At 66.7% G+C, this 26,048-nt stretch carries 21 protein-coding genes; 10 read left to right on the forward strand and 11 right to left on the reverse strand.

Translation table 11 applies throughout. From position 1 onward, the window contains the following. Nucleotides 1-7: 7 nt before the first annotated feature. Nucleotides 8-934, forward strand: coding sequence for a hydroxypyruvate isomerase family protein (locus AB4Y92_RS09570; RefSeq protein WP_441819421.1), 927 nt, complete (start codon nt 8-10; stop codon nt 932-934). Nucleotides 935-979: 45 nt separating this feature from the next. Here the strand turns inward: AB4Y92_RS09570 and AB4Y92_RS09575 are convergent, their stop codons facing one another. The 4 genes from AB4Y92_RS09575 to paoA all read right to left on the reverse strand — a co-directional run bounded on the left by AB4Y92_RS09575 (nt 980) and on the right by paoA (nt 5,245). After that, nucleotides 980-1,375 (reverse strand): RidA family protein, encoded by a 396-nt coding sequence (locus tag AB4Y92_RS09575; RefSeq protein WP_441819422.1) that lies wholly within the window; start codon nt 1,373-1,375, stop codon nt 980-982. Between the two features lie 78 nt (nt 1,376-1,453). Continuing rightward, the gene (paoC, locus tag AB4Y92_RS09580) at nt 1,454-3,652 is read right to left on the reverse strand and encodes an aldehyde oxidoreductase molybdenum-binding subunit PaoC (RefSeq protein ID WP_441819423.1); all 2,199 of its coding nucleotides are present in this window, start codon (nt 3,650-3,652) and stop codon (nt 1,454-1,456) included. Between the two features lie 4 nt (nt 3,653-3,656). Next, nucleotides 3,657-4,607 (reverse strand): FAD binding domain-containing protein, encoded by a 951-nt coding sequence (locus AB4Y92_RS09585; RefSeq protein WP_441819424.1) that lies wholly within the window; start codon nt 4,605-4,607, stop codon nt 3,657-3,659. Further along, nucleotides 4,604-5,245, reverse strand: a complete 642-nt coding sequence (gene paoA / locus AB4Y92_RS09590; protein WP_441819425.1) for an aldehyde dehydrogenase iron-sulfur subunit PaoA — start codon at nt 5,243-5,245, stop codon at nt 4,604-4,606. The genes AB4Y92_RS09585 and paoA overlap by 4 nt, the downstream gene beginning before the upstream one ends. 328 nt (nt 5,246-5,573) lie before the next feature. On the opposite strand from paoA, the gene AB4Y92_RS09595 reads away from it, so the two are divergent. Beyond that, complete coding sequence (locus AB4Y92_RS09595) at nt 5,574-6,353, forward strand: hypothetical protein (protein WP_441819426.1); 780 nt, start codon at nt 5,574-5,576, stop codon at nt 6,351-6,353. Between the two features lie 24 nt (nt 6,354-6,377). Here the strand turns inward: AB4Y92_RS09595 and AB4Y92_RS09600 are convergent, their stop codons facing one another. Beyond that, nucleotides 6,378-7,763 (reverse strand): FAD-binding oxidoreductase, encoded by a 1,386-nt coding sequence (locus AB4Y92_RS09600; RefSeq protein WP_441819427.1) that lies wholly within the window; start codon nt 7,761-7,763, stop codon nt 6,378-6,380. A gap of 170 nt (nt 7,764-7,933) precedes the next feature. On the opposite strand from AB4Y92_RS09600, the gene serA reads away from it, so the two are divergent. Then, entirely contained in the window at nt 7,934-9,175 is a 1,242-nt protein-coding gene (serA, locus tag AB4Y92_RS09605) for a phosphoglycerate dehydrogenase (RefSeq protein ID WP_441819428.1), read from the forward strand. A gap of 61 nt (nt 9,176-9,236) precedes the next feature. On the opposite strand, the gene lnt is transcribed toward serA, so the two are convergent. From lnt to AB4Y92_RS09620, 3 genes are all read right to left on the reverse strand, one after another. After that, complete coding sequence (gene lnt, locus AB4Y92_RS09610) at nt 9,237-11,693, reverse strand: apolipoprotein N-acyltransferase (protein ID WP_441819429.1); 2,457 nt, start codon at nt 11,691-11,693, stop codon at nt 9,237-9,239. A gap of 39 nt (nt 11,694-11,732) precedes the next feature. Beyond that, entirely contained in the window at nt 11,733-12,350 is a 618-nt protein-coding gene (locus AB4Y92_RS09615) for a hypothetical protein (RefSeq protein ID WP_441819430.1), read from the reverse strand. 81 nt (nt 12,351-12,431) lie between these two features. Further along, complete coding sequence (locus AB4Y92_RS09620; RefSeq protein ID WP_441819431.1) at nt 12,432-13,520, reverse strand: hypothetical protein; 1,089 nt, start codon at nt 13,518-13,520, stop codon at nt 12,432-12,434. A gap of 784 nt (nt 13,521-14,304) precedes the next feature. Here AB4Y92_RS09620 and AB4Y92_RS09625 point away from each other — a divergent pair. After that, complete coding sequence (locus AB4Y92_RS09625; RefSeq protein ID WP_441819432.1) at nt 14,305-15,705, forward strand: trypsin-like serine peptidase; 1,401 nt, start codon at nt 14,305-14,307, stop codon at nt 15,703-15,705. A 146-nt stretch (nt 15,706-15,851) separates the two neighbouring features. On the opposite strand, the gene AB4Y92_RS09630 is transcribed toward AB4Y92_RS09625, so the two are convergent. Both AB4Y92_RS09630 and AB4Y92_RS09635 read right to left on the reverse strand, forming a co-directional pair. Continuing rightward, nucleotides 15,852-16,073 (reverse strand): hypothetical protein, encoded by a 222-nt coding sequence (locus tag AB4Y92_RS09630; protein ID WP_441819433.1) that lies wholly within the window; start codon nt 16,071-16,073, stop codon nt 15,852-15,854. A 162-nt stretch (nt 16,074-16,235) separates the two neighbouring features. Further along, nucleotides 16,236-17,696 carry an HD domain-containing phosphohydrolase gene (locus AB4Y92_RS09635; protein WP_441819434.1) on the reverse strand — a complete coding sequence of 487 codons (1,461 nt, stop codon included), beginning with the start codon at nt 17,694-17,696 and terminating at the stop codon, nt 16,236-16,238. A gap of 183 nt (nt 17,697-17,879) precedes the next feature. Between AB4Y92_RS09635 and AB4Y92_RS09640 the strand changes: the two genes are divergently transcribed. Next, a complete protein-coding gene (locus AB4Y92_RS09640; RefSeq protein ID WP_441819435.1) occupies nt 17,880-18,650 on the forward strand; it encodes an alpha/beta hydrolase in 771 nt (256 codons plus the stop codon). Between the two features lie 259 nt (nt 18,651-18,909). Next, nucleotides 18,910-19,140, forward strand: a complete 231-nt coding sequence (locus AB4Y92_RS09645; protein WP_441819436.1) for a hypothetical protein — start codon at nt 18,910-18,912, stop codon at nt 19,138-19,140. Between the two features lie 147 nt (nt 19,141-19,287). On the opposite strand, the gene AB4Y92_RS09650 is transcribed toward AB4Y92_RS09645, so the two are convergent. Then, on the reverse strand, nt 19,288-20,640 hold the full coding sequence (locus tag AB4Y92_RS09650; RefSeq protein ID WP_441819437.1) for a glycoside hydrolase family 16 protein: 1,353 nt from the start codon (nt 20,638-20,640) through the stop codon (nt 19,288-19,290). Nucleotides 20,641-20,930: 290 nt separating this feature from the next. On the opposite strand from AB4Y92_RS09650, the gene AB4Y92_RS09655 reads away from it, so the two are divergent. The 4 genes from AB4Y92_RS09655 (at nt 20,931) to AB4Y92_RS09670 (ending at nt 26,044) form a co-directional block, all read left to right on the forward strand. Beyond that, the gene (locus AB4Y92_RS09655; RefSeq protein ID WP_441819438.1) at nt 20,931-22,451 is read left to right on the forward strand and encodes an MBL fold metallo-hydrolase; all 1,521 of its coding nucleotides are present in this window, start codon (nt 20,931-20,933) and stop codon (nt 22,449-22,451) included. A gap of 138 nt (nt 22,452-22,589) precedes the next feature. Next, nucleotides 22,590-23,045 carry a CopL family metal-binding regulatory protein gene (locus AB4Y92_RS09660; RefSeq protein ID WP_441819439.1) on the forward strand — a complete coding sequence of 152 codons (456 nt, stop codon included), beginning with the start codon at nt 22,590-22,592 and terminating at the stop codon, nt 23,043-23,045. 177 nt (nt 23,046-23,222) lie between these two features. Continuing rightward, the gene (locus AB4Y92_RS09665; RefSeq protein ID WP_441819440.1) at nt 23,223-25,016 is read left to right on the forward strand and encodes a copper resistance system multicopper oxidase; all 1,794 of its coding nucleotides are present in this window, start codon (nt 23,223-23,225) and stop codon (nt 25,014-25,016) included. After that, nucleotides 25,013-26,044, forward strand: a complete 1,032-nt coding sequence (locus tag AB4Y92_RS09670) for a copper resistance protein B (protein WP_441819441.1) — start codon at nt 25,013-25,015, stop codon at nt 26,042-26,044. Before AB4Y92_RS09665 ends, AB4Y92_RS09670 begins: the two co-directional genes overlap by 4 nt. The last annotated feature ends 4 nt before the right edge of the window (nt 26,045-26,048 follow it).

Consider the following 26,048-nt stretch of genomic DNA (forward strand, 5'->3'; position numbering starts at 1 on the left):
CCCACCCATGCAACGACGCGCCTTCCTCCAATCGACCGCCGCCGCCGCGGCCGCCACCGTGCTGCCTTCGATGGCGGCCGTCGGCGCGAAACCGGCGGCGCATGGGCCCGCCCCGGGCTTCAAGCTCAAATACGCCCCGCACCTGGGCATGTTCGAAGCCTCGGCGGGCAAGGACCCGATCGCGCAGATTCGCTACATGGCCCAGGCCGGCTTCAAGGCGTATGAAGACAACGAACTGATGCAACGCCCGGTGGCCCTGCAGGAACGCATCGGCGAGACCCTCGCCGGCAACGGCATGACCATGGGCGTGTTCGTCATCGACGCCGGCGACAACTGGAAGGTGTCCTACACCACCGGCAAGAAGGAATTCCGCGAGGCCTTCGTCAAGACCTGCCGCGATGCGGTGGCGACGGCCAAGCGCGTCAACGCGAAATGGATGACCATCGTGCCCGGCTTCTTCGAGGCCAAGTTGCCCGTGGACATCCAGACCGGCCACGTGATCGACGCGATCCGCGCCGGCGCCGAGGTGATGGAGCCGCACGGCCTGACCATGGTGATGGAACCGCTGAGCGACCGGCCCGAGCTGTTTCTGCGCACCTCCGCGCAGGCCTATGCCATCGCCCGCGCCGTCAACAGCCCGGCCTGCAAGGTTCTTTACGACATCTATCACATGCAGCGAAACGAAGGGAATCTGATCCACCACATCGACCTGGCCTGGGACGAAATCGCCTACTTCCAGATCGGCGATGTACCGGGGCGCAAGGAACCGGGCACCGGCGAGATCAACTATCGCAACATCTTCGCCTACATCCATGAGCGCATGCACAAGGAAGGCCGCGACTTCGTGTTCGGCATGGAACATGGCAACGCCTCGCCCGGGGTCGAGGGCGAGCAGCGTTTGATCGAGGCTTATCGGCGCAACGACGACTTCTGAGCTGACTTCGGTTTTGTTGAACGAAAAAAATTCTCGGCGACGCGGTCAATCGATGACCGCGATCGCATCGACCTCGATCAGATAACCCGGGGACAGCGAGGCCACGCCGAGCACCACGTCGGCCGGCTTGTGATCGCCGAACAGCGTCTTGCGGGCTGCTTCGATAATCGGCAGGCATGTGTCGCGTTCGTAGTTGACGACGTAGATCGTGATTCTTGCGACGTGTTCTGGCCCGGCGCCGGCGGCGGCCAGTGCGCGGCCGAGATTGGCGTAGACCTGGCGCGCCTGAACCGCGAGATCACCCGGGCCCACGAGATTGCCGTCGATGTCTTCCGGCTCCTGACCCGAGACGAATACCAGCTTGCTTCCGGTCGCGACGACGACCTGGGTGTAGCTTTGCTGCGGCGGAAGATCGACAGGGTTGATGCATTTGAGCGTCATTGATTACCTGTTCTCTTGGCTGTGACGGGAACCGGACAGCAGTCATTGTTGACCCGCCGGCGACCCGCGCGAAAACGATCACCCCATCGCAGGCAGATGCGGCAGCAGCTTGTCCAAGGTGATCGGATACTCGCGCACCCGGATGCCGGTGGCATTGTGGATGGCGTTGGCGATGGCCGCGCTTACGCCGCACAGGCCTAGCTCGCCCACGCCCTTGGCTTTCATCGGCGACGACTTGTCGTCGGCCTCGTCGAGGAAGATCACTTCCTGGTGCGGCACGTCGGCGTGCACGGCGACTTCATAACCGGCCAGATCGTGGTTGACGAAGAAGCCCAGGCGCTTGTCCACCGCCAGTTCTTCCGACAGCGCGCCGCCGATGCCCATCGTCATCGCGCCGATCACCTGGCTGCGGGCCTGCTTGGGATTGAGGATGCGCCCGGCCGCGCACACCGCCAGCATGCGGCGGATGCGCGATTCGCCGGTGGCGATGTCCACGCCGACTTCGACGAAGTGCGCGGCGAAGGTCGATTGCTGGAACTTCTTCGCCAGATCGCCGAACTCGATGCTGTCTTCCACCACCACCTCGCCGGACTCGGCGGCCTTGGCCAGCGCGACGCTGCGGCCGTCCGCGCTGACCTTGCCGTTGGCGAAGGCGGCCTTTTCCGGGTCGAAGCCCAGCTTGGCGGCGACTACCTGACGCAACTTCATGCAGGCGGCATACACGCCCGCGGTGGAACTGTTGGCGCCCCACTGCCCTCCCGAGCCGGCGGCGACGGGGAAATCCGAATCGCCCAGCCGCACGACCACCTTGTCCAGCGGCACGCCCATCATCTCCGCCGCGGTCTGGCCGATGATGGTGTAGGTGCCCGTGCCGATGTCGGTCATGTCGGTTTCCACCGTGACCTTGCCGTCGCCGCCCAGGCGCACGCGGGCGCCGGATTTCATCACCAGGTTGTTGCGGAACCCCGCCGCCATGCCCATGCCCAGCAGCCATCGGCCGTCGCGCACGCTGCCGTGCTTCGCATTGCGCTTGTTCCAGCCGAAGCGTTCGGCGCCGGTGCGCAGGCATTGCACCAACTGGCGCTGCGAGAACGGGCGCTCGGGCTTCTCCGGATCCACCTGGGTGTCGTTGCGGATGCGGAACTCCACCGGGTCCATGCCCAGTTTCTCGGCCATTTCGTCCATGGCGATTTCCAGCGCCATCAATCCCGGCGCTTCGCCGGGCGCGCGCATCGCGTTGGCTTCGGGCAGGTCCAGCGTGGCCAGCCGCGCCTGCATCATGCGATTGGCGCCGGCATACAGCAGCCGCGTTTGCTGGACCGCGTTCTCAAGCCCGCCGCCTGGCAGATCGCCGGACCAGCTTTCATGACCGATGGCGGTGATCGTGCCGTCCTTCGCCGCGCCGATGCGGATGCGCTGGATCGTGGCCGGACGATGCGTGGTGTTGTTGGCGATCAACGGCCGCGGCAGCGCGACCTTGACCGGGCGCCCCGCCGCGCGTGCGCCCAGCGCCGCGAGCACGGCGTCGGAACGCACGAACAGCTTGCCGCCGAAGCCGCCGCCGATGAAGGGCGAGACCAGGCGAACGTTTTCCTTCGCTATGCCCAGGGTCTTGGCGACATCGCCGCGGCCCCAGGCGATCATCTGGTTGGAGGTCCACAGCGTGAGTTTGTCGCCGTCCCAGGCGGCGATTGAGGCATGCGGCTCCATCATCGCGTGCGACTGGTCGGGCGTGGTGTAAGTGGCGTCCAGTTGCACCGGCGCGGCGGCGAATGCGCCGGCGAAATCGCCCACGGCGATGTCGGGTTGCTCGCGCTCGGAGATCACCGCCGACTTCTTGGCCTCGGTCAGGTCGAACGCGCCGCCGGTGCGGTCGTAGCGGATGCGCACCAGGCCGGCGGCGGCACGCGCCTGTTCGAAGGTTTCCGCCACCACCAGCGCGACCGCCTGGTGGTAGTGCTGAATCGCCGGGCCGCCGAGCAGCTTGGCGGTGTTGAAGTCGCCCTTGGTCAGTTTCCCGGCGTTGGCGGCGGTCACGATGGCGAGCACGCCCGGCGCCTTGCGCGCGGCGTCCAGGTCCATCGACATGATGCTGCCCTTGGCGATGCCGGCGCCGATCACATGGCCGTAGGCCGCGTTGGGCACCGCTTCGTGCTGCTCGTAGGCGTAAGGCGCGGTGCCGGTGGTCTTCAGCGGGCCATCGATGCGGTCCAGCGGCTTGCCGACCACCTTGAGCTGGTCGATGGGGTTTTTTGTCGCGGGGGTATCGAACTTCATGGCATCACTCCTTCGCCTGCGCCAGCACCGCGCCGAGCGTGCGCTCGGCCAGCAGCAGCTTGAAGCCGTTGTGCTCGGTGGGCTTGGCGCCGGCGAACAGCCGCTCGGTCACCGCCTTGGCGCCGTTGGGAAGCTGCGACTCGGCGGCTTCGCTGCGCCACGGCGCATGCGCGACGCCGCCGACCGCGACGCGGCCGGTGCCGTCGCGCTGGATCACCGCGGCGATCGACACCAATGCGAACGCGTAGGAGGCCCGGTCGCGGACCTTGCGATAGATGTGAGCGCCCTCGACCGGCTTGGGCAGCGTGACCGAGGTGATCAACTCGCCCTTGCCCAACACCGTATCGAGGTGCGGCGTATTGGCCGGAGCGCGATAGAACTGCGCAAGCTCGATGCTGCGTTCGACGCCGTCGGCCTGCACCGTCTGCACGGTGGCATCCAGGGCGCGCATGGCCACGGCCATGTCGCTGGGATGAGTCGCGATGCAGGCCTCGCTGCCGCCGATCACGGCCAACTGCCGGCTGACGCCGCCCAGCGCGGCGCAACCGCTGCCGGGATTGCGCTTGTTGCAACGCTGATGGGTGTCGTAGAAATACGGGCAGCGCGTGCGCTGCAGCAGGTTGCCCGCGGTGGTGGCCTTGTTGCGCAACTGCCCGGAGGCGCCGGCGACGAGCGCGCGCGACACCAGCGCATAGTCGCGGCGGATACGCGCGTCGGAGGCCAGATCGGTATTGCGCACCAGCGCGCCGATCTTCAACCCGCCCTCGGGCGTGGGCTCGATCGTGTCCAGCTTGAGCGGATTGACGTCGATCAGGTGCGCGGGCGTCTCCACTTCCAGCTTCATCAAATCCAGCAGATTCGTCCCGCCGGCAATGAAGCGGGCGCCGGGCTTGCTGGCGGCCGCGGCGGCGGCCTGCGCCGGCGAGGACGCGCGCTCGTAGGTGAAGGCCTTCATGCGGACCTCCCGGCGACTTCGACAATCGCATCGACGATGTTGGAATACGCGCCGCAGCGGCAGATGTTGCCGCTCATGCGCTCGCGGATCTCCTCGGCGCTGACCTTGGGCCGCGCGGTCAATGTCTCGCTGACCAGACTCGGCACCCCGCTCTTGATCTCGCCCAGCATCGCCACCGCCGAGCAGATCTGGCCGGGCGTGCAATAGCCGCACTGATAACCGTCGTGTTTGATGAAGGCGGCTTGCATCGGATGCAGCTTTTGCGGCGTGCCCAGGCCCTCGATGGTGGTGATGCGATCGCCCTCGTGCATCACCGCCAGGGTCAGGCAGGCATTGATGCGCCGGCCATCGACCATCACCGTGCACGCGCCGCACTGGCCGTGGTCGCAGCCCTTCTTGGTGCCGGCCAGGTGCAAGTGCTCGCGCAGCGCGTCCAGCAGGCTGGTTCGCGTGTCCAGTTCGAGCGTCTCGGGCTTACCGTTGACCTCGAAGGCCACCGTCGCCATCACCGGCGGCTGCGGCGGATCGTCCTGCGGCCTGGCGAACGCCACCGAGGGCGCGGCGATGGCGGTGGCCGATGCTGCACCGGCCTTGAGCAGTTCCCTACGTGTGATACCGAGTTTGAGTAAGCTGTCCACGCGCGCGGCTCCTTCTAGGCTAGCGATAGCTGGCATAACAGGCAGAAGAATAAAATCATAAACGCGCGACGCGTTCGATCGAGCGTCCGCTCGGAGCTGTCGCGAAGTACTGCTCGATACTAGCGCAGGTCAGCGCTGATCTTTAACGCGAAGCGGCAATAGGGCCTGTGCGCATCATCGTGCGTCAGCCTTCCTATCATTTCCGTGACATCGATTGGTTTTGCCGAAGGCGTGGCGAAATTGTGCGTCGCAAAATGCGCCCGGTTTTGGCCTGTCCGCCCCGCGCCTGCCGTTGGCCTGAGGTGTTCGAGCCATCACGGGACAGGCCATGATCATTTCGGTATTCAACCTGAGCCACGGCGCCGTCACCGACATCCATATGCAGAAGGTGATCCGGGCGATCAATGTCCAGATCGAACGCGATTTCGAGCCCTACTGGAGCTTCGGCGCGACACTGCGCCTGGAGGGACACACGGCTCGCAAGGGCAAGCAGCGTTTCAAGTTCGATCCGCTGAACATGCGCGGCGACGGCGTGCTCTACGTGCTGGACAAGTTCAACAAGGAGCTGGGCGGCGCGCACGACACGGATTTCCGCGGCGTCCCGGCCGGCGTGGTGTACCTGGATCTGAGCCAGGGCCTGCAGGAAGACTGGACCGTCAGCCTCTCGCACGAAGCGCTGGAAATGATCGCCGATCCGCAGATCAATCTGGTCGTGCAGGGCCCGCACCCGGAAGGCCGCGACCGCGACGTATTCCATTGGTTCGAGATGTGCGACGCCGTGCAGGCGCAGTCCTACGCGATCGACGCAATTCAGGTGTCGGACTTCGTGCTGCCGTTGTACTTCACGCCGTCATCGGAACCGGGCTCGCGCAACAACTTCATGGGCGCGGCGATACGCGGTAAGACGGCTCATCACCTGCCCTCCTTCGGCGTCGCGCACGGCGGCTACATCGGCTACTTCGACCCGAAGAAGGCCGATAACCTGACCTACGAACACGAAGGCGATGCTTTGGCGAGGAAACGCCGGATCCTGAAGCAAGGCCGCACCGGCCGCCGCGCGCAGCGCATGGTCAAGACGGCCAGATTCGCGACGATACCGAAGGCATGACCAAAGCGCCGGGACCCCCGGCGATCAGTCGAACAACTTGCCTGGATTCATCAGCCCGTTAGGGTCCAGCACCTGCTTGATCCCGCGCATCACCGCGATCTCCGCCGCGCTGCGCGTGCTGCCCAGATAGCCTTTCTTGACCAGGCCGATGCCGTGCTCGGCCGAAATGCTGCCGCCGTGGCGCTGCAGCGATGCGGCGAGCAGCTTGGTCACCTGCTCGCACTGGGCGAGGAAGTCGGCATCGGATACGTCTTCGGGCTTGAGCACGTTGATGTGCAGGTTGCCGTCGCCGATGTGGCCGAACCACACCACCTCGAAATGCGGGTAAGCGCCGCCCAGCAAGGCCTGGGTTTCTTCCAGGAACGCCGGCATCGCCGAGATCCGCACCGAGACATCGTTCTTGTACGGCTTGCGCGGCGCCAGACTTTCCGAGATGCCTTCGCGCAAACGCCACAGTTGCGCGGCCTGCGCATCGCTCTGGCTGATCACGCCGTCGCTGACCCAGCCGTGCTCCATGCAGTCTTCGAACGCAGCCATCGCCGCGGCTTCGCGGGCCTCGTCGCCGATCGCGAATTCGGTGACCACGTAATACGGATGGGTCTGCTCGAACGGCGCCTGCGCGCCGTGCGCCAGCACGTGCCGCAGCGCGTGATCGGTGAAGAACTCGAACGCCTCCAGTTGCAGGCGTTCGCGGAAGGCGGTGAAGACTTTCATCAGCACGTCGAACGACGGCAGCGCCAGCAGCATGACGTTGGTCGGCGGCGGTGGATCGGTGAGCCGCAGCGTGGCCTCGACGACGACGCCCAGGGTTCCTTCCGAACCGATGGCCAGGTGGCGCAGGTCGTAGCCGCTGGAGTTCTTCACCAGGCCGCGGTTGAGGTCGAGCAGTTCGCCGGACCCGGTGACCAGCTTGAGACCGGTGATCCACTCGCGCGTGTTGCCGTAGCGGATCACGCGGATGCCGCCGGCGTTGGTGGCGATGTTGCCGCCGATCGAACACGAACCCCGTGCGGCGAAATCCACCGGATAGGTCAGGCCGTGCTCGCGCGCGGCGTTGTGCACGGCCTCTAACGCGATGCCGGGCTGCACGGTCAGGGTGCGGTCGGCCGGGTCGAACGCCAGCACGCGGTTCATCCGCTCCAGGCTGATCACCAGTTCCCCCTGGGCCGCCACCGCGCCGCCGGACAGGCCGGTGCGGCCGCCGGAGGGCACCAGGGCCACCCGGTTGACGTTGGCCCAGCGCACGATGGCCTGCACTTCCTCGATCGACGCCGGCAAGGCGATCGCCAGCGGCGCCGGCGTCCAGCGCCGGGTCCAGTCGCGGCCGTAGTGTTCCAGGTCGGCGGCATCGGTCTTCAGGCGCAGGTCTGGCGCGTCGCGGCGCAAACCTTCCAGGCGCGGGTCGGTCATCGGGGTCGGGGGGAGGTGGGGAGACGGCGAGCATGCCAGCGATGCCGCGGCCAATCCAGGCTCCGGCCGGGGCCGCCGGGGGCCCCGATCCGGGCCGTTGCCGCATCGCAGCAAAAACTCGCCGCTTCTGGCATTGTGACCGTCCGCCCCCCTTCCCCACTCTTTGCGCAATGGCGAACAAGAAAACCTCGTACCCCCTGCAGGACATCCGCGTCCTGTTGCTGGAAGGGGTCAGCAAGACCGCCGTCGATACCTTCCGCGCCGCCGGTTACACGCAGATCGAGTACCACGAGAAATCCCTGCCGGAAGACGAACTCAAGCGCCGCATCGCCGAGGCGCACATCGTCGGCATCCGTTCGCGCTCGCACCTGACCGCCGATGTGCTCGCCAACGCGCGCCGTCTGGTCGCGGTGGGCTGCTTCTGCATCGGCACCAATCAGGTCGACCTGGAAGCGGCCGAACTGGCCGGCATCCCGGTCTTCAACGCGCCCTATTCCAATACCCGCAGCGTCGCCGAGCTGGTCATCGCCGAGGCGATCCTGTTGATGCGCGGCATCCCGCAGAAGAACGCCGAATGCCACCGCGGCGGCTGGTCGAAATCGGCCGCCGGCAGCCATGAGGTGCGCGGCAAGACGCTGGGCATCGTCGGCTACGGCCATATCGGCACACAGGTAGGCGTGCTGGCCGAAGGCATCGGCATGAATGTCATCTTCCACGACATCGAAACCAAGCTGTCGCTGGGCAATGCGCGGCATGCGAGCAGCCTCGACGACCTGCTGCGCCGCTCCGACGTGGTTACGCTGCACGTGCCGGAGACCGCGTCCACCCAAGGCATGATCGGCGCGACGCAGATCGCGCTGATGAAGCCGGGCGCGCATCTTCTCAACGCATCGCGCGGCACGGTGGTCGACATCGACGCACTGGCCGCGGCGTTAAAATCCGGCCACATCGGCGGCGCGGCGATCGACGTGTTCCCGGTGGAGCCCAAGGGCAACGACGACAGCTTCGTTTCGCCGCTGGTCGGCATGGACAACGTCATCCTGACCCCGCACGTCGGCGGCAGCACTCTGGAAGCCCAGGACAACATCGGCCTGGAAGTGGCGGCCAAGCTGGTGCGCTACAGCGACAACGGCTCGACGCTGTCGGCGGTGAACTTCCCCGAGGTCACCCTGCCCGGCCACGACGGCAGCCACCGCTTCCTGCACATCCATCGCAACGTGCCGGGCGTGCTGTCGCAGATCAACGACTTGTTCAGTGCGCACAAGGTCAACATCGACGGCCAGTATCTGCGTACCGATGCCAAGGTCGGTTACGTGGTGATCGATGTGACTGCCTCCGAGGAGCAGACCTCGGTGCTGAAAGAAGCGCTGGCGGCGGTTCCGGGCACGCTGCGGACGCGGGTGTTGTATTGAGTCAGCGGCAGGCGGTGGTTTCACCGCCTGCTTTTAGTGCGGGGCCGGCAGGACCCGGCTTTCAGCCCATGGCCAGTAGACGCCACGCCAGCCAGGCCGGCACGCCGAGGTAGAACAGCGCACGGCCCAGCCATTCCAGCGCGTCGCGCACGGCGGCCGCATGCGCGGATCGCAAGGCCATGGCCAGCACCACGGCGGTTTCGATCGCGATCCGCAGCACGGCGGCGAACAGCATCAGGCCGATCGACCACGACGCCCACCAGATCAGCAATCCGCTGAGATACGCCGCCAGGCCAAAGGTGTAGTACTCGCCGAACGCGCCGCCGAAGGCGATCACCTGATGCAGGCGGAAGGCGACCAGCGCCAGCAGCAGCGGGAACAGCGCGAATTTCAGCAGCGGGTGATCGATCCGCCGACGTGCGTCCGCGCGGGCCTGGGCCAGATCGGCCAGATCGGCCAGATCGGCCGCGAAGCGGCCTTCCAGGCGAACCGGCGCGCCGGTCGCGGCCAGCATCCGCTGCAATGCATGTGGACGCGTCAGCGCCAGACCCCGCGTCCACCAAGGGCCGGCGGCGAGGCGCACATCGACGCCGCTGCCCGGCAGCGGAATGCGCCAGGGTCGCAGCGACGCTATCGACGCCACGGGGAGTTCGATCCGTTGCCGGCGTTGATCGAGCACCAGCAACAGGCCCTCGATGCGCGCTTGCGCAGCGAACGCGCGTTCGATGGCCCATGCGGCTACGGCCGGCGCCAACACCGCTCCGGCGAATATCCGCAACTGCGACAAGGACTGAATCTGCAGACCGATGCGCGCCAGCATGTCGAAGGCCAGCCACACCAGCCCCGCGCCCGCGCACAGCCGCAGCGCGCCGGTCAGCGCCCGCCAGAACGGCGTGAGCGCCACGACTTCGATGGCCGATTCCACCTTCGCCGCGGCGACGGCTCGGCGGCGCGAGGCCTGCCACGCGGCCAGCGCCGCCAGCGCGAGCAGGAACACCGCGCCCGCGCGCCCTACCCAATCGCCCCAGCGCACCATCAAGGTCGGCGATGGATCGCGGGCGCTGATGAAGGCGGTCAGCACGGCCTGATCGCCGATGGAGGTGTTCGCCAGCACCTCGCCGGTGTCGTCGATGATCGCGCTGAATCCGTTGGTGGTGACGCGCACCTGCGGCAGCCGCGTTTCGATGCTGCGAAAAGCCGCGACCGCCAGATGCAGGCGGGCACCGACCGGATACGCGGTGAACCAGGAATCGTTGGAGATGCCGACGATGGCCTGCGCCCCGAGCCGTGCGCCGTCGATCGCCAAGTCGCTGTGCACATCGTCCAGGCAGATCAGCGGCACCACGTTGACCTCGCGCCCGTCCGCGCTGCGCAGCGGCAGCACGCGCGCACCGTCGCCCGGGCTCCAGGTGCCGGTCCACGGCAGCCAGCCGCGCAAGCGCGGCCCGTCCAGCCATCGCGGCACGTGCTCGGTCAGCGGGAACGGATGGGTCTTGCGATAAAAACCGAGCAGCCCCTTGCCCGGTTCGAGGAACGCGGCCGCGTTGTACTCGCCCTGCCCGTCGCGATCGTAGGTGCCGAACACCAAAGGCACGCCGGCCGTATCGACGAAGCCCTGAATCTCGCGGTCGAGCGCGGCGCCGTCTTCGCTGCGCGGATGGCCGAAGGTGGTGGGATATACGGTTTCCGACCACAGCAGCACATCGGCCTGATGGTCGCGGATCGCCGACCATGAAAGCGCGTAATGCGTGTCGAGCACACGCCGCACCACGCCGTAAGCGCCGATCTGTTTGCGCAGGCGCTCGTAGTCGGTGATGTTGGCCTGGACCATGGCGACGCGCAGCGTCGGCGCGTTATCCGCCGGCGCTGCCTGCAAATCCGCGCGACGCATCGCGCCGTAACCTGCCATGCACGCCACGATGCCCACCGCCGCCGCGAGCGGCCGCAGCCACGCGCGCACGCCGCGGCCGCGGCGTTCGACGGCGAAAGCGATCGCCTCGTTGACCAGCAGCAACAACACGGTGATGCCCGCGGCGCCGCCGAGGTCGGCGACCTGGCGCAGCACGGCCGACGGAAACAGGCCGTGTCCCATCGTATCGCCCAAGGGTTTGGCCACCAGCCATTCGCAGGCAACCCACGCGCTGGCCGCGGCCACAGCGCGCAGCCAAGGTCCGTAGCGGCGTCCGGTCCAGTGGCGCACCAGCGCGAAGGCGATGAATTGCGGCTGCACTAGCGGCGCGAATACCAGCAGCACCAGCGTCGCGGTCGACGCACCCACGCCGGTGTACGCGCCGATCGCCGCGCCGAACCAGTAGAACACCGCGGCCACGAAGGCGATGCTCATCAACGCCGCGTTCGCCAGCACGCGCAACGTCGGCCGGTCGCTGTCGAGCGTGAGCAGCCACGGCACCAGCGCGACGAAGCCCAGGCCCCAGGCGAGGTCGCCGCGAGCGTAAAGGCCGAGCAACACGCCGGTGGCGAGAATGCCGGCGAGACTACGCCAGCGGGACGGGGACAACCGCTCCTGGATCAAATCGAAACACTCCGTGTAGCGGTGTCAGCGCGGTGGAATCCGGATCTGCCGCTGCGGCATTCCCGGTGGCGCGAGCGCCGGCGGCACGACGCGGTCGGCCGGCATGGCGATCGGCCGGCCCTGCGCGTCGTGCAGAACGAAATCGGGGGAGAACATCAGGATCGGTTCGATCGGCACGCCTTCGTCGGTCACCTGATGATGGCGGACATAGCCTTGCGGCAGCTCGTAGCCTTCCGGCACCGCCAGCCCGATCAGCGGCGGACTCGTACCGGGCGGATTGAACGCACCCAGGCCGGTGCGCACGCCGGCCTGCTGCAAGGCCTCGATGACCTGCGCGCCGGTGGGTTCCGGATCGCCGGGTTGGAAGTAGGAAGCCAAATCGTTGGGATCGTTGCTCGGCATGTCCTGCGCTTGCCGCATCGACGCGGCTTGGTGCGCGGGACGCGTGGACGCAGATCGGTCGTCGACCGCAGCGGTCGCCACGTCGCGGTCCATATCTGCCTGCGCGGCGACGGCATTCGCGCCCTGCACCGGTTCGCGCAACCACAACCACGCCGCCAGCGCCACCGCGATCACGACCGCGGCCACCACCCACGGCAGCGTTCTGCCGCGGGCAACGGACGCTTTCGGAATCACACGCATGCCCTCGCCGTCCGCTCGGGACGGCGGGGCATGCGGATGGCGGCGCTCGGCCACGGCGCGATAGTCCGTCGGACGCCTGGATCAGGGACCGGCCGGCTGATACACCGACAAGGCCCAACCCATGCGCTCGTGCCCGTACTGGTTCCAGATCGGGCTGCGGCCGTTGGTGAAGCTGGAATAACGCGGCGCGCCGCTGCCGGTGGTTCCACCAAACAGGCCGGCCGACACCGTGCCGCCGGTGTAGGTCGGATGGGTGTCGTCGGACTGGATGTAGTCGAACGAACTGGAGGACGAAACGAACTTGGTGTTGGCGTCGCGCAAGGTCGAACGCAGGGTCACCGCTGTGCGGTTGATATAGCTGGCCTCGCTTTCGCCGAGCACGTAGCGCAGCGCGTCGGAATCGATCTGGCCGTCGCCGTTGCTGTCGTAGTCCGCGCCCATGTACTGAGCGAAGCTGTCCACGCACTTGAAGCCCTTCTGGCGGGCGTATTCGCACATCCAGTAGTTCATCTTGGCGATCGCCGGCAGGAAGCGGTCGCGCATGTTCACCGTCTGGCCGGTGCCGGCGTCGGTGCACGAGCTCTGCACGTTGTCGGCGTTGTAGCCGGGGTAGTACAGATTCGACACCACCTTAAGGCGCGTATTGGCGTTCGCGTTGGCGTTGATGTAGTCCATCGCCAGCGCCACGTAGGTCTTGCACGAGTTGATCGCCGCATCCATGCCGCTGTAGTCGCAGGTTCCGGTCTGCGACTTGAACGCCGAGCGCGCCTGCAGGCCGTCGTTGCCGCACATCTCGAAGCTCACCACGCGGGTGGACGCGGCCTGCATGTAGGAACGCTCGGCCACGATCTTGTTTTCATAGACATCGCGCGCCACCGCGCCGGATTTGGCGCGACGCACGTTTTCGATGTCGGCGTTCCAGCGCGCCGACAGGTATTCGGCATCCACCGTCGTCGCCGAGTACTTGCCCGCATTGCTGATCGAACCGTTATAGCCGGCGAAGATCGAATCGCCGTAGGCGACGGATCGATACGTGGTGCTGGTGCCGGCGCGGTCGATGGTCCACGACACGTTCTGGTTGAGGGTGTTGGCCATGGCGGGGGCGGTGAGCGCGAGCAGCGCCACAGCCGAAAGCAACCGCCCCGCTTTGTTGCGGAACAGAGTCTTCATCCTTAATTCCCCTTCGAGATGATGTTCGCTGCGGACACCCGTTGGTGTCCGATGAGAAAACGCGAAGTCCGACTGACGGCGAGGACGCCTGGAATGTCGCGGCATCGCTCCCCCTGCCATCGCCCCCGGACGCTAGCGTATGGTTTCAGGGGGCGCAATGTGCGCTGCAACAGCCACGATGGGCTGCATCACGTTTTCGTACATGGCGCGCAGTGGGCCGTATCCGGGCGGCGTGAAGATGTCCGGATCTTCGCTGGCGAGGAAATTCTCCGGCGCGTCGATTCTCTTCGACTGCGGCGAGCGATCACAGATCGATCCATGCGGTCGAATGGATTCGCCGCGCCGCCGCTTCCATGCAGGCGCGATGCTTCGGCTTTCTAATGAGTCGTCATTGCGAACGACGTTCTGAAAGCAGCCGAAGATCGACGTCCAGCCTCACCACTTCTCACCGAAAAATTCACGCATGCGGCTGCATGCACAACAACATGCAGATACCTGAACAAATTTAATTCCACTTGCGTGATGCGAGTCCGGAAGCCGCGTGCGCGCGACGATTTTTCGCGTTGTTGTGCAGTGCGAGGCAGGCATACGGTGCGCTGTGGCCGCCAAGCCGGGCCACGTCCGAGGTCGCCGTCGATCGCTGCCTCGCGCAGTTGAGTGCTTCCGCAACCGTCTTTCAATTGCCCGACTCCTCTCGCTGGCCACGCCGCCACACGGCTTGGACTGCCGGATGCGTGCGCCTGCGTCATGGAGAAGGCCTCTGCCCTCTAGGAAGGAAAGACCCATGAAACGACTGTACGGTTCCCTGGCTTTGTTATCGCTTTCGATCGGCGCCGCGATCGCCGGACCGGCGACGCTTCCGGCGGCGTTCGATCATCCGAACGTTTCGCCCGTAGACAAGATCGCGCTGCGCACGATGCCCGCGGTCAACGTCGAAAAATTGAAGGCGCAAGACCGGCTGCGCGACAAGCGCGGCGATATCCCCCGCTTCGCCTTTCCGATGACGGTGGACATGACGCCGCTGAATTCCGGCGTATGGGAAGATCTCGACGCCGAGCATGTGATCTGGCGCCAGCGCGTGCGTTCGGACAAGGCGATGTCGCTGAATTTCGGCTTCACTCAGTACTACATGCCGGCCGGCGGCCGCATGCTGATCTATCCGGCGACCCAGACCAAGGGCGGCGACCGCGAACTGATCCGCGAGTACACCGACCGCGACAACAATGAGATGGGTCAGCTGTGGACAGCGATCGTCCCGGGCCAGGAAGCGGTGATCGAAGTGGTGGTGCCGCGCGCCAGCGCCGGCCAGTTGAAGCTGCAACTGACCAAGATCAATCACGACTATGTCGGCTTCGGCCCGCTCGCGCGTCGCATGGCCGAGGCCAGCGGCGAGAAAGGCGTGTCGGGTTCGTGCAATGTCGACGTGGTCTGTCCCGACGGCAACGGCCGCCGCGACATCATCCGCTCGGTGGGGGTGTATTCAAAGAACGGTTCGCTGGCCTGCACCGGTTCGCTGGTCAACAACACCGCCAACAACAAGAAGATGTATTTCCTCACCGCGCACCACTGCGGCATGACCACCGCCGCGGCCGCGACCAGCATCGTGGTGTACTGGAATTACCAGAACTCGACCTGCCGCGCGCCCAATACTCCGGCCAGCGGCGCCAACGGCAACGGCTCGCTGGCCCAGAACCAGTCCGGCTCAAGACTGCGCGCGACCTCGGCCAATTCCGACTTCACCTTGTTGGAACTCAACACCGCGGCCAATCCCGCCTTCAACCTGTTCTGGGCCGGCTGGGACCGCCGCAACCAGAACTTCCCGGGCGCCATCGGCATCCATCATCCGAACGTCGCCGAGAAGCGCATCAGTCTGTCCGTCAGCCCGACTTCGTTCGTGGCCTGGGGCGGCGGCGCCGGCACCACACACTTGAACGTGCAGTGGCAACCCACCGGCGGCGTGACCGAACCGGGTTCGTCGGGCTCGCCGTTGTACAGCCCTGAAAAACGCGTGATCGGCCAGTTGCACGGCGGCCCGTCCAGCTGCAGCGCCACCGGCAGCAACCGCAGCGACCAGTACGGCCGCGTGTTCACTTCGTGGACCGGCGGCGGCACCGCGGCTAGCCGCTTGAGCAACTGGCTCGATCCGGCCGCCACCGGCGCGACCTTCATCAACGGCATCAACTGATCCGGCCATCGATCGGACCGGCGAGCCGCTCCATGCCGGAGCGGCTCGCTGTGCGTGCTGCCGCGGATGCTGCAAAGCCAGTGGCCTGACTCGCTCAGTCATCGCACGCCGCAAGCGGCATGCATCCAGGGCGAATCAGCGGTCGCTCAGGAATACTGGCGATCCAGGCCGTGCGTGGCCAGCATCTGATTGACGTGAGTCAATACGTAGTGGCGATCGTCGGCACCGGCTTCGGACAGCAGGCGATCGATCCTTCCGTGCAGGAATTCGCTGAACTCCGACTCGCCGCCCAATTGCCTGCGCCAAAGCGGCAGCGTGGAGCGCAGGGTGAACAGTTCCGAGGCGAGGACATTGCGGGACTTGGTCATAACGAAGGGCCTTGACCGGAAATACGGACACGCCACGCATCATAAAGAGACCCGCGCCGCCGCAATAACGCCGCCGCCCGATTCAGCATCGGGAAGTGTGATGCCGCATCACCTTTGACGAAACGTTAATGTGCGGCGCCATCGCCGCGCTCGCCGCAGGCGCTACAGCAAACCCAGCTGAGCCGCTTTCAAGGTAGCCGCTGCGCGCGTGGAACATCCGAGTTTGCAAAACACGCTTTCGATATGCGTGCGCACCGTGCTGGGACTGATGGAAAGCTTCTGCGCTGTCACCTTGTTGCTGGCGCCCAGGCTGACCCAGCGAAGGATTTCGCGCTCGCGTTCGGTCAGCAGTCCGGTCGTGGGCGCGAGCGAGGTCGATGCTGCCGGCCGCCGCTTTTCGAGCAGCGCATGCACGACGTCGACATCGTATCGGCCCGCGGCCGCATCGCTCAGCAGCAGATCGCCGGCGGCGGCGTCGGAATACGCCTCTCGCCAGGGTCGCGCCGAACGCAGCGCGGCCAGTGCGGTGGCTGCGGCGAGAATGCGCGCTTCCAGTGGAATATCGCTGCGCCGGCTTTCGCGAAAATAGCCGGAACCGTCGGCGCGTTCGTAGGCGTAGGAAGCGATCGCCGCTTCCTCGGCGAGCGAACCGATGCGTTTGGCGGCGCGACCGGTCCAGTACGGCGCCAGCCGCACGCGCTCCCAGGCCCACTGCGCCAACCGGCCGGGCGTGTCCCAGATCATGTTGGGCACGGCGGCGCGGCCCATGCCGTGAATCAGCGCGGCGCGGTACAGCCGCTGCTGGCCGGCGCCGTCGACGCCCAGGCGCACGGCCGCATTGCGCGCCAGTTCGGCGGTCCTGCGCGAGTGGCCGGTCATCCACGGCAGCTTCAGGTCGATCACGTGCGCGAGGATTTCCAACGACGTGCTGCGGCCAGCGAATGCGGCGTCGATCGAATCGGCGCCGGACAGCGCCGATTCGTCGTCGAGCGCGGCCAGCCACTCGTTGGCGCGCGCGATCGCTACCGTCGCCATCGCCTTGGGATACAAACCGTCCGCGCGCGATTCGATCAGCCGACACGCCTGCTCCAACCCATAGAGCCGGCTGAAAATATCCAGGTCGCCGGCCAGCGAGGCCGTGTAGACCGCGGCCGGTACTTCATCGCCGCGCAAGCCTTCCGGCGCGCCGCTGCCGTCGTGGCTTTCGAACAGATGGCGGCAGGCGAACTGGGCTTCTTCGTCCAGGCCCAGTTGCGCCGCGATGTCTCCCGACACTTCGCAATGAATCCGCGACAGCGACACGAACGCCGAGCCTTTGCCGCGGGTGCCGGCGCGAAAGCCGCTGCCGGAGGATTGATTGGCGAGCAGCGCCTTGCGCCCGCCGACATCGTCGCCGAACAAGTGCGAGAACTCCGGCGCGTTGGCGGTGCAGCCGGACCAGCGCAGCAGCGAAACCGCGCTGGCGCGCGCGACGCCGGCGCGGTCAGCGCCGAGTTCGCCGGCCAACCGCCCCGCGATCCACGCCGCACGCGGCGAATGATCGGTGGGCTGGCCCATGGCGAGGTCGCCCACGAAGGCCAGGGCGCGGATCACATCCAGCAGGGGGACGGCGGAATCGTCCACGCGTGTCGTTCCGTTACGAAGAGAGGGCGCAAGTCTATCGCCGCCGCTCTCGCGCGGGCCTCGGTCATTCAACCGATGGTGCGCGCGACGGGGCGGGTCGAAGCTATGTCCCAGGTTGGTTCACCCCACCCGCCTGCCCCACCCAACGTCCGATCCACTCACTATTCACTCCAGGAGACTCCCATGAAACTCACGACTCTCGCCCTCGCCGCGGCCGCCGCTCTGTCCGTGGCCTCCTTCGCTCACGCCGCCAAGCCCGAGGCGCCGAAGGGCGTCAAGAACATCGTACTGGTACACGGCGCTTTCGCTGACGGCTCCGGCTGGCAGCGCGTCTACAACCGTCTGACCAAGGACGGCTACAAGGTCAGCATCGTGCAGCAGCCGACGATCACCTTCGCCGACGATGTCGCGTTCACCAAGCGCGTGATCGTCCGCCAGGACGGGCCGGTGGTGTTGGTCGGTCACTCCTACGGCGGCGCGGTGATTTCCGAAGCCGGAACCGATCCGAAAGTGGAGCGCCTGGTCTACATCGCCGCGTTCGCTCCGGAAGCGGGCGAGTCGGTGCTGTCGCTGACCTCCAACCCGGCCCCGGGCGCGCCGGTTCCGCCGATCGTGCCGTCGAAGGACGGTTTCCTGGGCCTGGACCCGGCGAAGTTCGCCGCATCCTTCGCCGCCGATCTGCCGAAGGAAGACGCCGAATTCATGGCCGCCTCGCAGGTGCCGTGGGGCCTGGAAGCTGCCGGCGGCAAGGTCACCGTGCCGGCGTGGAAGTCGAAGCCGAGCTGGTACCTGGTCGCCAACGACGACCGCATGATTCCGCCGCCGGTCCAGCAGATGATGGCCAAGCGCGCCGGCGCGACCGTGGTCGAGGCGTCGGGCAGCCATGCGATCTATGTTTCGCAGCCCGATGTGGTCGCGAAGATCATCGAGCAGGCGGCGAACGCCAAGAAGTAAAGCGCTGTCGCCGCGCCTGGGCGACGCACGACGGATCATCGCGGTGTTGCGTGCGCGCAACACCGCGCCCGGAATACGGCGGTCGCCGGCCGCCGTTGCGCGACTTCGGCCGATCCGCATCAACCGTAAGGTTTCCGAAAGGTCGCCGCCCTCGCCTTCGTGGACGCTGTCTTCGACCGCCGGTCAGGACGACACCGGCGAGCGGCCCGCCAGGACTCTCCATGCGGGCGAGCGTCGTCTCATCAGTGAGGACACGATCATGGCTACCATCAGCTACGCCGGTTACGGCGTTTGGAACAGCACCAACGACGTCACCAGCAAGGTTACGCAGCAGTACGCGAACAAGCAGCGCGAGTTCTGGGCCAACAACGGCGACTACGGCGATCCGGCCCCGGGCGAGCGCAAGTACCTGTACATCGTATGGAACAGCAACGGCGCGGACAGCGGCGTGGTCGGCGAAGACGACAGCCGCGGCATCGTTCTGCCCTGAACCTTCTGAATCGTCCGACAGACGATTTCGCAACACCGCGCCGACCTGGATTTCCAGGTCGGCGCTTTGCTTTGCCTCACCCAGGCTCACCGCGGATCGCCGGCTGAGCGTATCGGGCCTGCAACATCACAATGCGCGAGCGCGCTTTCAGTTGTCCTGGTAGTAGACGTTGTCGATCAGCACGTCGACGTTGGCCGCCGGCGGGTCCGACACCACCATGAACATCTGCTTCACCGCGCGCAGATCCAGATCGTGGAAGGCGCTGAACGGGATGCTGACCTCATGCCAGTTGCCGTCGCGCACCAGGCCGTATTGCTGGCCGCCGTTGACGAAGTCCAGCCAGCTGTCGCCGAAGGAACTGTTGATGCCGATCTTGAACGTCGACGGCGTGGTCGTGCGCATATGGAATTTCAGCCGGCCGTTGCCGAAGCGGCTCATGTTCTTGTAACCGTTCAAGGCCACGCCCAGGCCGTACCAGGCGCCGGCGTTGGCGCGGTAGGCCATCAGCTGATTGCCTTCGAAGGCGGGCGCGGAAATCGGCGTGAGGTTGTTCCACAGCCACAGATTGGCGTCGCCGTTGTAGTTCAAGCGGGCGTTCATGTCGGCGCGCTCGGTGTAGACGCCGAACTTGCCGCTGGGCGGATTGGCGCCGGTGTACAGCTCGCTGCCCGGGTTCTGGTACAGGCGGATGTAGTCGATCTCCATCTTGCCCGGCAGCGGCGCGGTGATCGCGTTGTTGCTCATCACCCCGGTGTAGCTGCCGCCGACGGCGAGATTGAGCAGCACGTAATACTGCTGATGGAACTCATGCAGCGAGGCGCCCTCGATGTTGGAGATGGCGAATTCGAAGTACTGCTGGCCGTCGATGGAGACGCGGATGAACTGCGGGTCCCAGCTCATGCGATAGGTGTGGAAACCGCCGTTGAGGTCGCTGGCGCTGTTGTAGTCCAGGCCGTAGTCGGCCTGCGAGCCGTTGTAGTCCCAATGCACGGCCGCCCCGACTCTGCGGTTGGTCACGCCGGCGGCGATCGCCGCGGCCGAGCCCATTTCCAGCAGATCGATCTCGCCGCGCGCCGGCCAGTTGCCGATCGTGCCGAGCATCCAGTACGCCGGCCACAAGCCGTTGCGCAGGTCGGGCACCTTGATCCGCGCTTCCAGCGTGCCGTACTTGAAATGCATGCGGCCTTCGGTCTTCAGGCGCGCCGAGGTGAACGCGCGGCTGCCGAAGTTCTCGCGCCGCGCTTCGATGACCAGCTTGCCGTTTTCGATGCGCGCGTTTTCCGGGCGGCTGGTGTAGTACTGCAATTCGCTGTTGCCCCAGCCGCAGATGCCGAGCTGGCAGCCGTCGCCGACGTCGTAGATCCATTTGTTGCCGTCGATCGACGGGCCGTTGAAGTTGTCTTCCCACACCAGGGTCTGGGCGGATGCATCGGATGAAACCAGCAGGCTGCCGCCCGCGATCAATGCGGCGGCGAGCGTGTAAGCGCGTGAGACGTTCATTGGACAGCTCCGGCTTGCGAGGGGTCGGCCTGTGCGCCGCCGTCGGACGACGGCCCGGCGACAGGTTCGCGGCCGAAACTGGGTTCGTATGACAGCGCTGTCAATCTCTGTCATTCGGCATGTGCTTTTTGCCGGGCCGGCTTCACATTCCCGATGTGGGCTGGTTGGTAGTCCGCGCAGGCGCGAGACGCGGGCGTGTTGCACGACAGCACGGCTTGCGAACGACGCGAAGTGCCCGCAAAGCCGCGCCGGTGGCGGATAATCGCGCTCCGATCGCCGTCGCCGTCCTCATGAACCTGCCCATTCGCCGCTGGCTGTCGCCGGCATCGCTGCTGATCGCCCTGCTGTTCGCCGTCGCGCTGCCGGCGCCGGCGCTGGATCTGCCGCAACGCTGGATCCACGGCGCGCCCGGCGAACCGAGCCTGCAGGTGCAGCAGGCGGCGCCGGGGTTGTGGGTGTTGCGCCAGTCCAAGGCGAGCAACTTCGAAGCGCCGTTCATGTATTTGATCGCCGGCGATCGGCGCGCCCTGCTCCTCGACACCGGCGCCGAACCCGCGGCCGGCGGCGAGCTGCCGCTGCGCGCCACCGTCGATCGCCTGCTGGCGCAGTGGCAGCGCGAGCATGGGTTGACCTCGCTGCCGCTGGTGGTCGCGCACAGCCACGGCCATCGCGATCACGTCCACGGCGACGCGCAGTTCCGCGATCGCGCCGATACCCGCATCGTCGGCATCGAGCCGGCGCAGGTGACGGCGTTCTTCGGGCTCGATCGCTGGCCCGAGGGAGAAGCGCAGTTCGATCTCGGCCATCGCGCGCTCATCGTAATGCCGCTACCGGGGCACGAGCCGGCGCATATCGCCATCTACGACGCCGACAGCGCGAGCTTGCTCAGCGGCGACAGCCTCTATCCCGGGCTGCTGACCGTGCGCGACTGGCAGGCCTATCGCGCCAGCGCACGGCGTCTGGCCGAGTTCGCGCGCACGCACCGGATCGACCACGTGCTCGGCGCGCATATCGAAATGAGCGCCACGCCCGGGCAGTTGTATCCCCTGGGCAGCGCCGATCAACCCGATGAGCACGCGTTGTCGCTGAGCGCGAAGCAACTGGCGCAATGGCAGCGCACGGTCGAGGGCCTCGGCGATTTCGTGCATGAGCACGGCGGCGCGGATTTCGCCTTTGCGCGCATCGCCCAGCCGGACGAATTCGCCGACAAGCCCAATACCCACGGCATGCTGGTGGTCGGTGTCGACGCGGTGTATCTGTCGCATCTGCCGATGTTCCACCGGCCGCACAACTATCAGCTGATCTTCGAAGCCGCGCTGCCCGACGCCGCACTGCGGACTTATCGCGCCGACGCCAAGGCGCATCCGGGCGAGTACTACACCCTGGCGCCGACCGCGCAATGGGTGCTGCCGGAAACCATCCGCCCCGACGGCCATTTCAAGGCCGATCTGTACCGCGGCCACTTCGAGCGCGGCGGCACGCCGATCGCCTCCGGCATCGAAGTGGGCGTGCGCCGGATCGTGCATTTCCGCCGCTTCGAGCCCGGGCGCAAGCCGCAGCCGGCGCAATGGATCGGTTTCGGCCGCGCCGGCGAGCGCTTCCTGGCGCATCGCCTGGAAGGTCCGCCGGATATGGATCAGATCGTGCAAGTGTCGGGCGCTCGCGGCGCGCACGCGTCGGCCGAGGATCAGGCGGTGGTGCGCGGCGGCAAGATCGCCACGCCCAGCGGCGAGTTGCACAAGCGCGACCGGATCGGCGGGCTGCGCGTGCAGCGGGTCGTCTACACCGAATACGGCGATGTCGCCGAGTGAGTCCGGCCCGCATTCGCGCCGCAACCTTCCCACGATGCCGACGCCGCGATCTCACGAACGCTTAACCTCAAGCGCGCGCGAATGCTTGAAACTGTCGCCTGCGTGCACCATTCTTTGCCGCACTCGAACCGGCGCCCCATGACCTATCCCTCGCTACTGCTGCGCTTGCTGCTGATCGTCGCGCTGAGCCTGAACGGCTACGCGGCGGCGGTGATGTCGGTCGGCGGCGGGCATGCGATGTTCATGGGCAAGCCCAAGGCGGCCGCGTCGGCGCAGGTCGCGGACAGCGCTGAATGTCATGACGGCGCGGGCATGGCGGCGATGATGCACGACGGGCAAGGCGCGATGGCGATGCATCACGGCGCGGGCGGCGCCGATCCGCAACCGGCCAAGCCCGATCCGAATTCTCCCAAGCACGGCGACGACTGCTGCGGCAAGTTCCGTTGCCAATGCGACTGCCTGCAGGCGGTGGCGATCGTGCGCATCGAGCTGCCGGCGCCGCCGCAGCTGTCCAACGCTCCGCTCGCGCTGCCGCGCGAAGCCGCCGCGCCCAGCGGCGTGCTGAGCCTGCCGATACGGCCTCCGATCGCCTGATCGCCGCGCCGGGTTCGTCCCGGCTGCACGGTTAGCAGGGCCCGGTGTCGCGCGCAATCGCGATGCCGGCGCGGCTGAACCGTTCGTTCGCGCGGGCCCATCGCCGCTATCGCGGCCTTGCGCCGGCCCGCGCGCATCGCGAGACTGATCGCGACTCTTCCCCATAGGAAGATTCTGATGAACCGATTTTTTTCCAACAACGGCGAACCGGCCGATGCCGGGCGGCGCCGTTTCGTCGCCGGCCTGACCGCCGGCGGCGCGGTCGCCGGCAGCGGCCTGTGGCGCGGCGTGCACGCCGCCCCTGCCCTGGCGCAGACCCCGCGCGTGCTGAGCGGCAACCAGTTCGATCTGTCGATCGGCGAGGCCACGGTGAACTTCACCGGCCGCACGCGTCCGGCCATCACCGTCAACGGCAGCCTGCCCGCGCCGATCCTGCGCTGGCGCGAAGGCGACACGGTGACCTTGCGCGTCGCCAACCGCCTGCGCGAAGGCATGGGCTCGATCCATTGGCACGGGCTGATCCTGCCGGCCAACATGGACGGCGTGCCGGGGCTGAGCTTCGACGGCATCCATCCGGGCGAGAGCTACGTCTATCGCTTCCACGTCGGCCAGTCGGGCACCTACTGGTATCACAGCCATTCGCTGTTCCAGGAACAGGCCGGTTTGTACGGCGCGATCGTGATCGATCCACGCGAGCCGGCGCCTTACCAATACGACCGCGAGCACGTGCTGCTGCTGTCGGACTGGACCGATGTCGATCCGGCCGCGCTGTTCCGCCGGCTGAAGAAGATGTCCAGCTACGACAACTACTACAAGCGCACGGTCGGCGATTTCATGCGCGACGCGCGCGAGCGCGGGCTGGCGCAAACCCTGCGCGACCGCGGCGAATGGGGCCGCATGCGCATGACCCCGACCGATCTGTCCGACGTCAACGCGCACACCTACACCTACCTGCTCAACGGCGTCACCCCGGCGGGCAACTGGACCGGCCTGTTCCGGCCCGGCGAGAAAGTCCTGCTGCGTTTCATCAACGGCTCGGCGATGACCTACTTCGACGTGCGCATTCCGGGGCTGAAGATGACCGTGGTGGCGGCCGACGGGCAGTACATCCATCCGGTCAGCGTCGATGAGTTCCGCATCGCGGTGGCGGAAACCTTCGACGTATTGGTCGAACCCTCGGGCCAGGACGCTTACACGATCTTCGCCCAGGACAACGCCCGCACCGGTTACGTGCGCGGCACCCTGGCGGTGCGCGAAGGCCTGCAGGCGGACGTGCCGCGCAACGATCCGCGCCCGCTGATGACGATGGACGACATGGGCCACGGCGGCATGAGCGGCGGCGCTCACGACATGTCGAAGATGGGCGGCGGCCACGACATGTCGAAGATGAAAGGCATGGAAGGCGGCTGCGGCGCGAACATGGGCATGGCCGGCATGGATCACAGCGCGATGGCCAAGGCACCGGCACAAGGCGACCCGCGCCTGATCGACATGCGCGCGATGACCACCTCGGCCAAGCTCGACGATCCCGGCATCGGCCTGCGCGACAACGGACGCAAGGTGCTGACCTACGCCGATCTGCACAGCCTGTTCGACGATCCCGACGGTCGCGAACCCGGCCGCGAGATCGAGCTGCATCTGACCGGACACATGGAGAAATTCGCCTGGTCCTTCGACGGGCAGAAATTCATGGGCGCCGAGCCGATCCGCCTGACCTACGGCGAACGCCTGCGCATCGTGCTGGTCAACGACACCATGATGACCCACCCGATCCATCTGCACGGTCTGTGGAGCGATCTGGAGAACGAACAAGGCCAGTTCCAGGTGCGCAAGCACACCATCGACATGCCGCCGGGAACGCGCCGCAGCTACCGCGTGCGCGCCGACGCGCTGGGCCGCTGGGCCTATCACTGCCATCTGCTCTACCACATGGAAGCCGGGATGATGCGCGAAGTGAGGGTCGAGGAATGAAGACGACCGCGCGCGTTTCTTGTTTCGCAGGCACGGCGCTCGCGCTGGGGCTGTCCGTGGCCGGCGCCGCGCAGGCGCAAAGCCACGATCACGCGGCGATGCAGGCGCAGGGCCGGAAGGCCGATGCGTCGAAGCCGGTCGATCATTCGAAGATGGATCACTCGAAGATGGATCATTCGGCCATGCCCGCGCCGAAGCAGGATCAGGCCGATCACTCCGGCATGAATCATTCCGGTATGGATCAGGGCAGCATGGACCACAGCGGCATGGATCACCGCGACATGAAGCCGGCCGCCAAGCCCGCCGCGCCGAGCGAGCCGCGCGAACCCATCCCCACCCCGACCGACGCCGATCGCGCCGCGGCATTCCCGCCGCTGTCGCATCACATGCAGCACGCCTCCGGGCTCAATCACTATCTGCTGTTCAACCGCCTGGAAGCGGCCGACGCCGATCGCGGCAGCGCGCAAGCCTGGGAAGCGCAGGGCTGGATCGGCAACGACACCGACCGGCTATGGCTGCGCAGCGAAGGCGAACGCGAACGCGGACACACCGAATCGGCCGACCTGGAAGTGCTGTACGGCCGCGCGATCTCGCCGTGGTGGGACGTGGTGGTCGGCGCTAGGCACGACTTCCTGCCGCGACAGTCGCAAAGCTGGGCCGCGATCGGCGTGCAGGGCATGTCGCCGTACAAGTTCGAGATCGCCGCGACTGCCTATGTCGGCGACTCCGGTCGCAGCGCCCTGAACTTCGAAGCCGAGTACGAGTTGCTGCTGACCAACCGGTTGATCCTGCAGCCGCTGATCGAGCTCGACCTGTTCGGCCGCGACGATCCGCGCCGCGGCATCGGCTCGGGCCTGAGCACGGTGGAAGCCGGCTTGCGTCTGCGCTATGAGTTCACGCGGCGGTTCGCGCCCTACATCGGCATCAGCCGCGAGCGCGCGTTCGGCGGCACGGCGGATTACCGCCGCGCCGACGGCGAGGACATCGACGACACCCGCGTGGTCGCGGGCCTTCGGGTTTGGTTCTGACGAG

It is taken from the genome of Lysobacter sp. TAB13, assembly GCF_052113885.1.
GTDB lineage: Bacteria > Pseudomonadota > Gammaproteobacteria > Xanthomonadales > Xanthomonadaceae > Lysobacter > Lysobacter gummosus.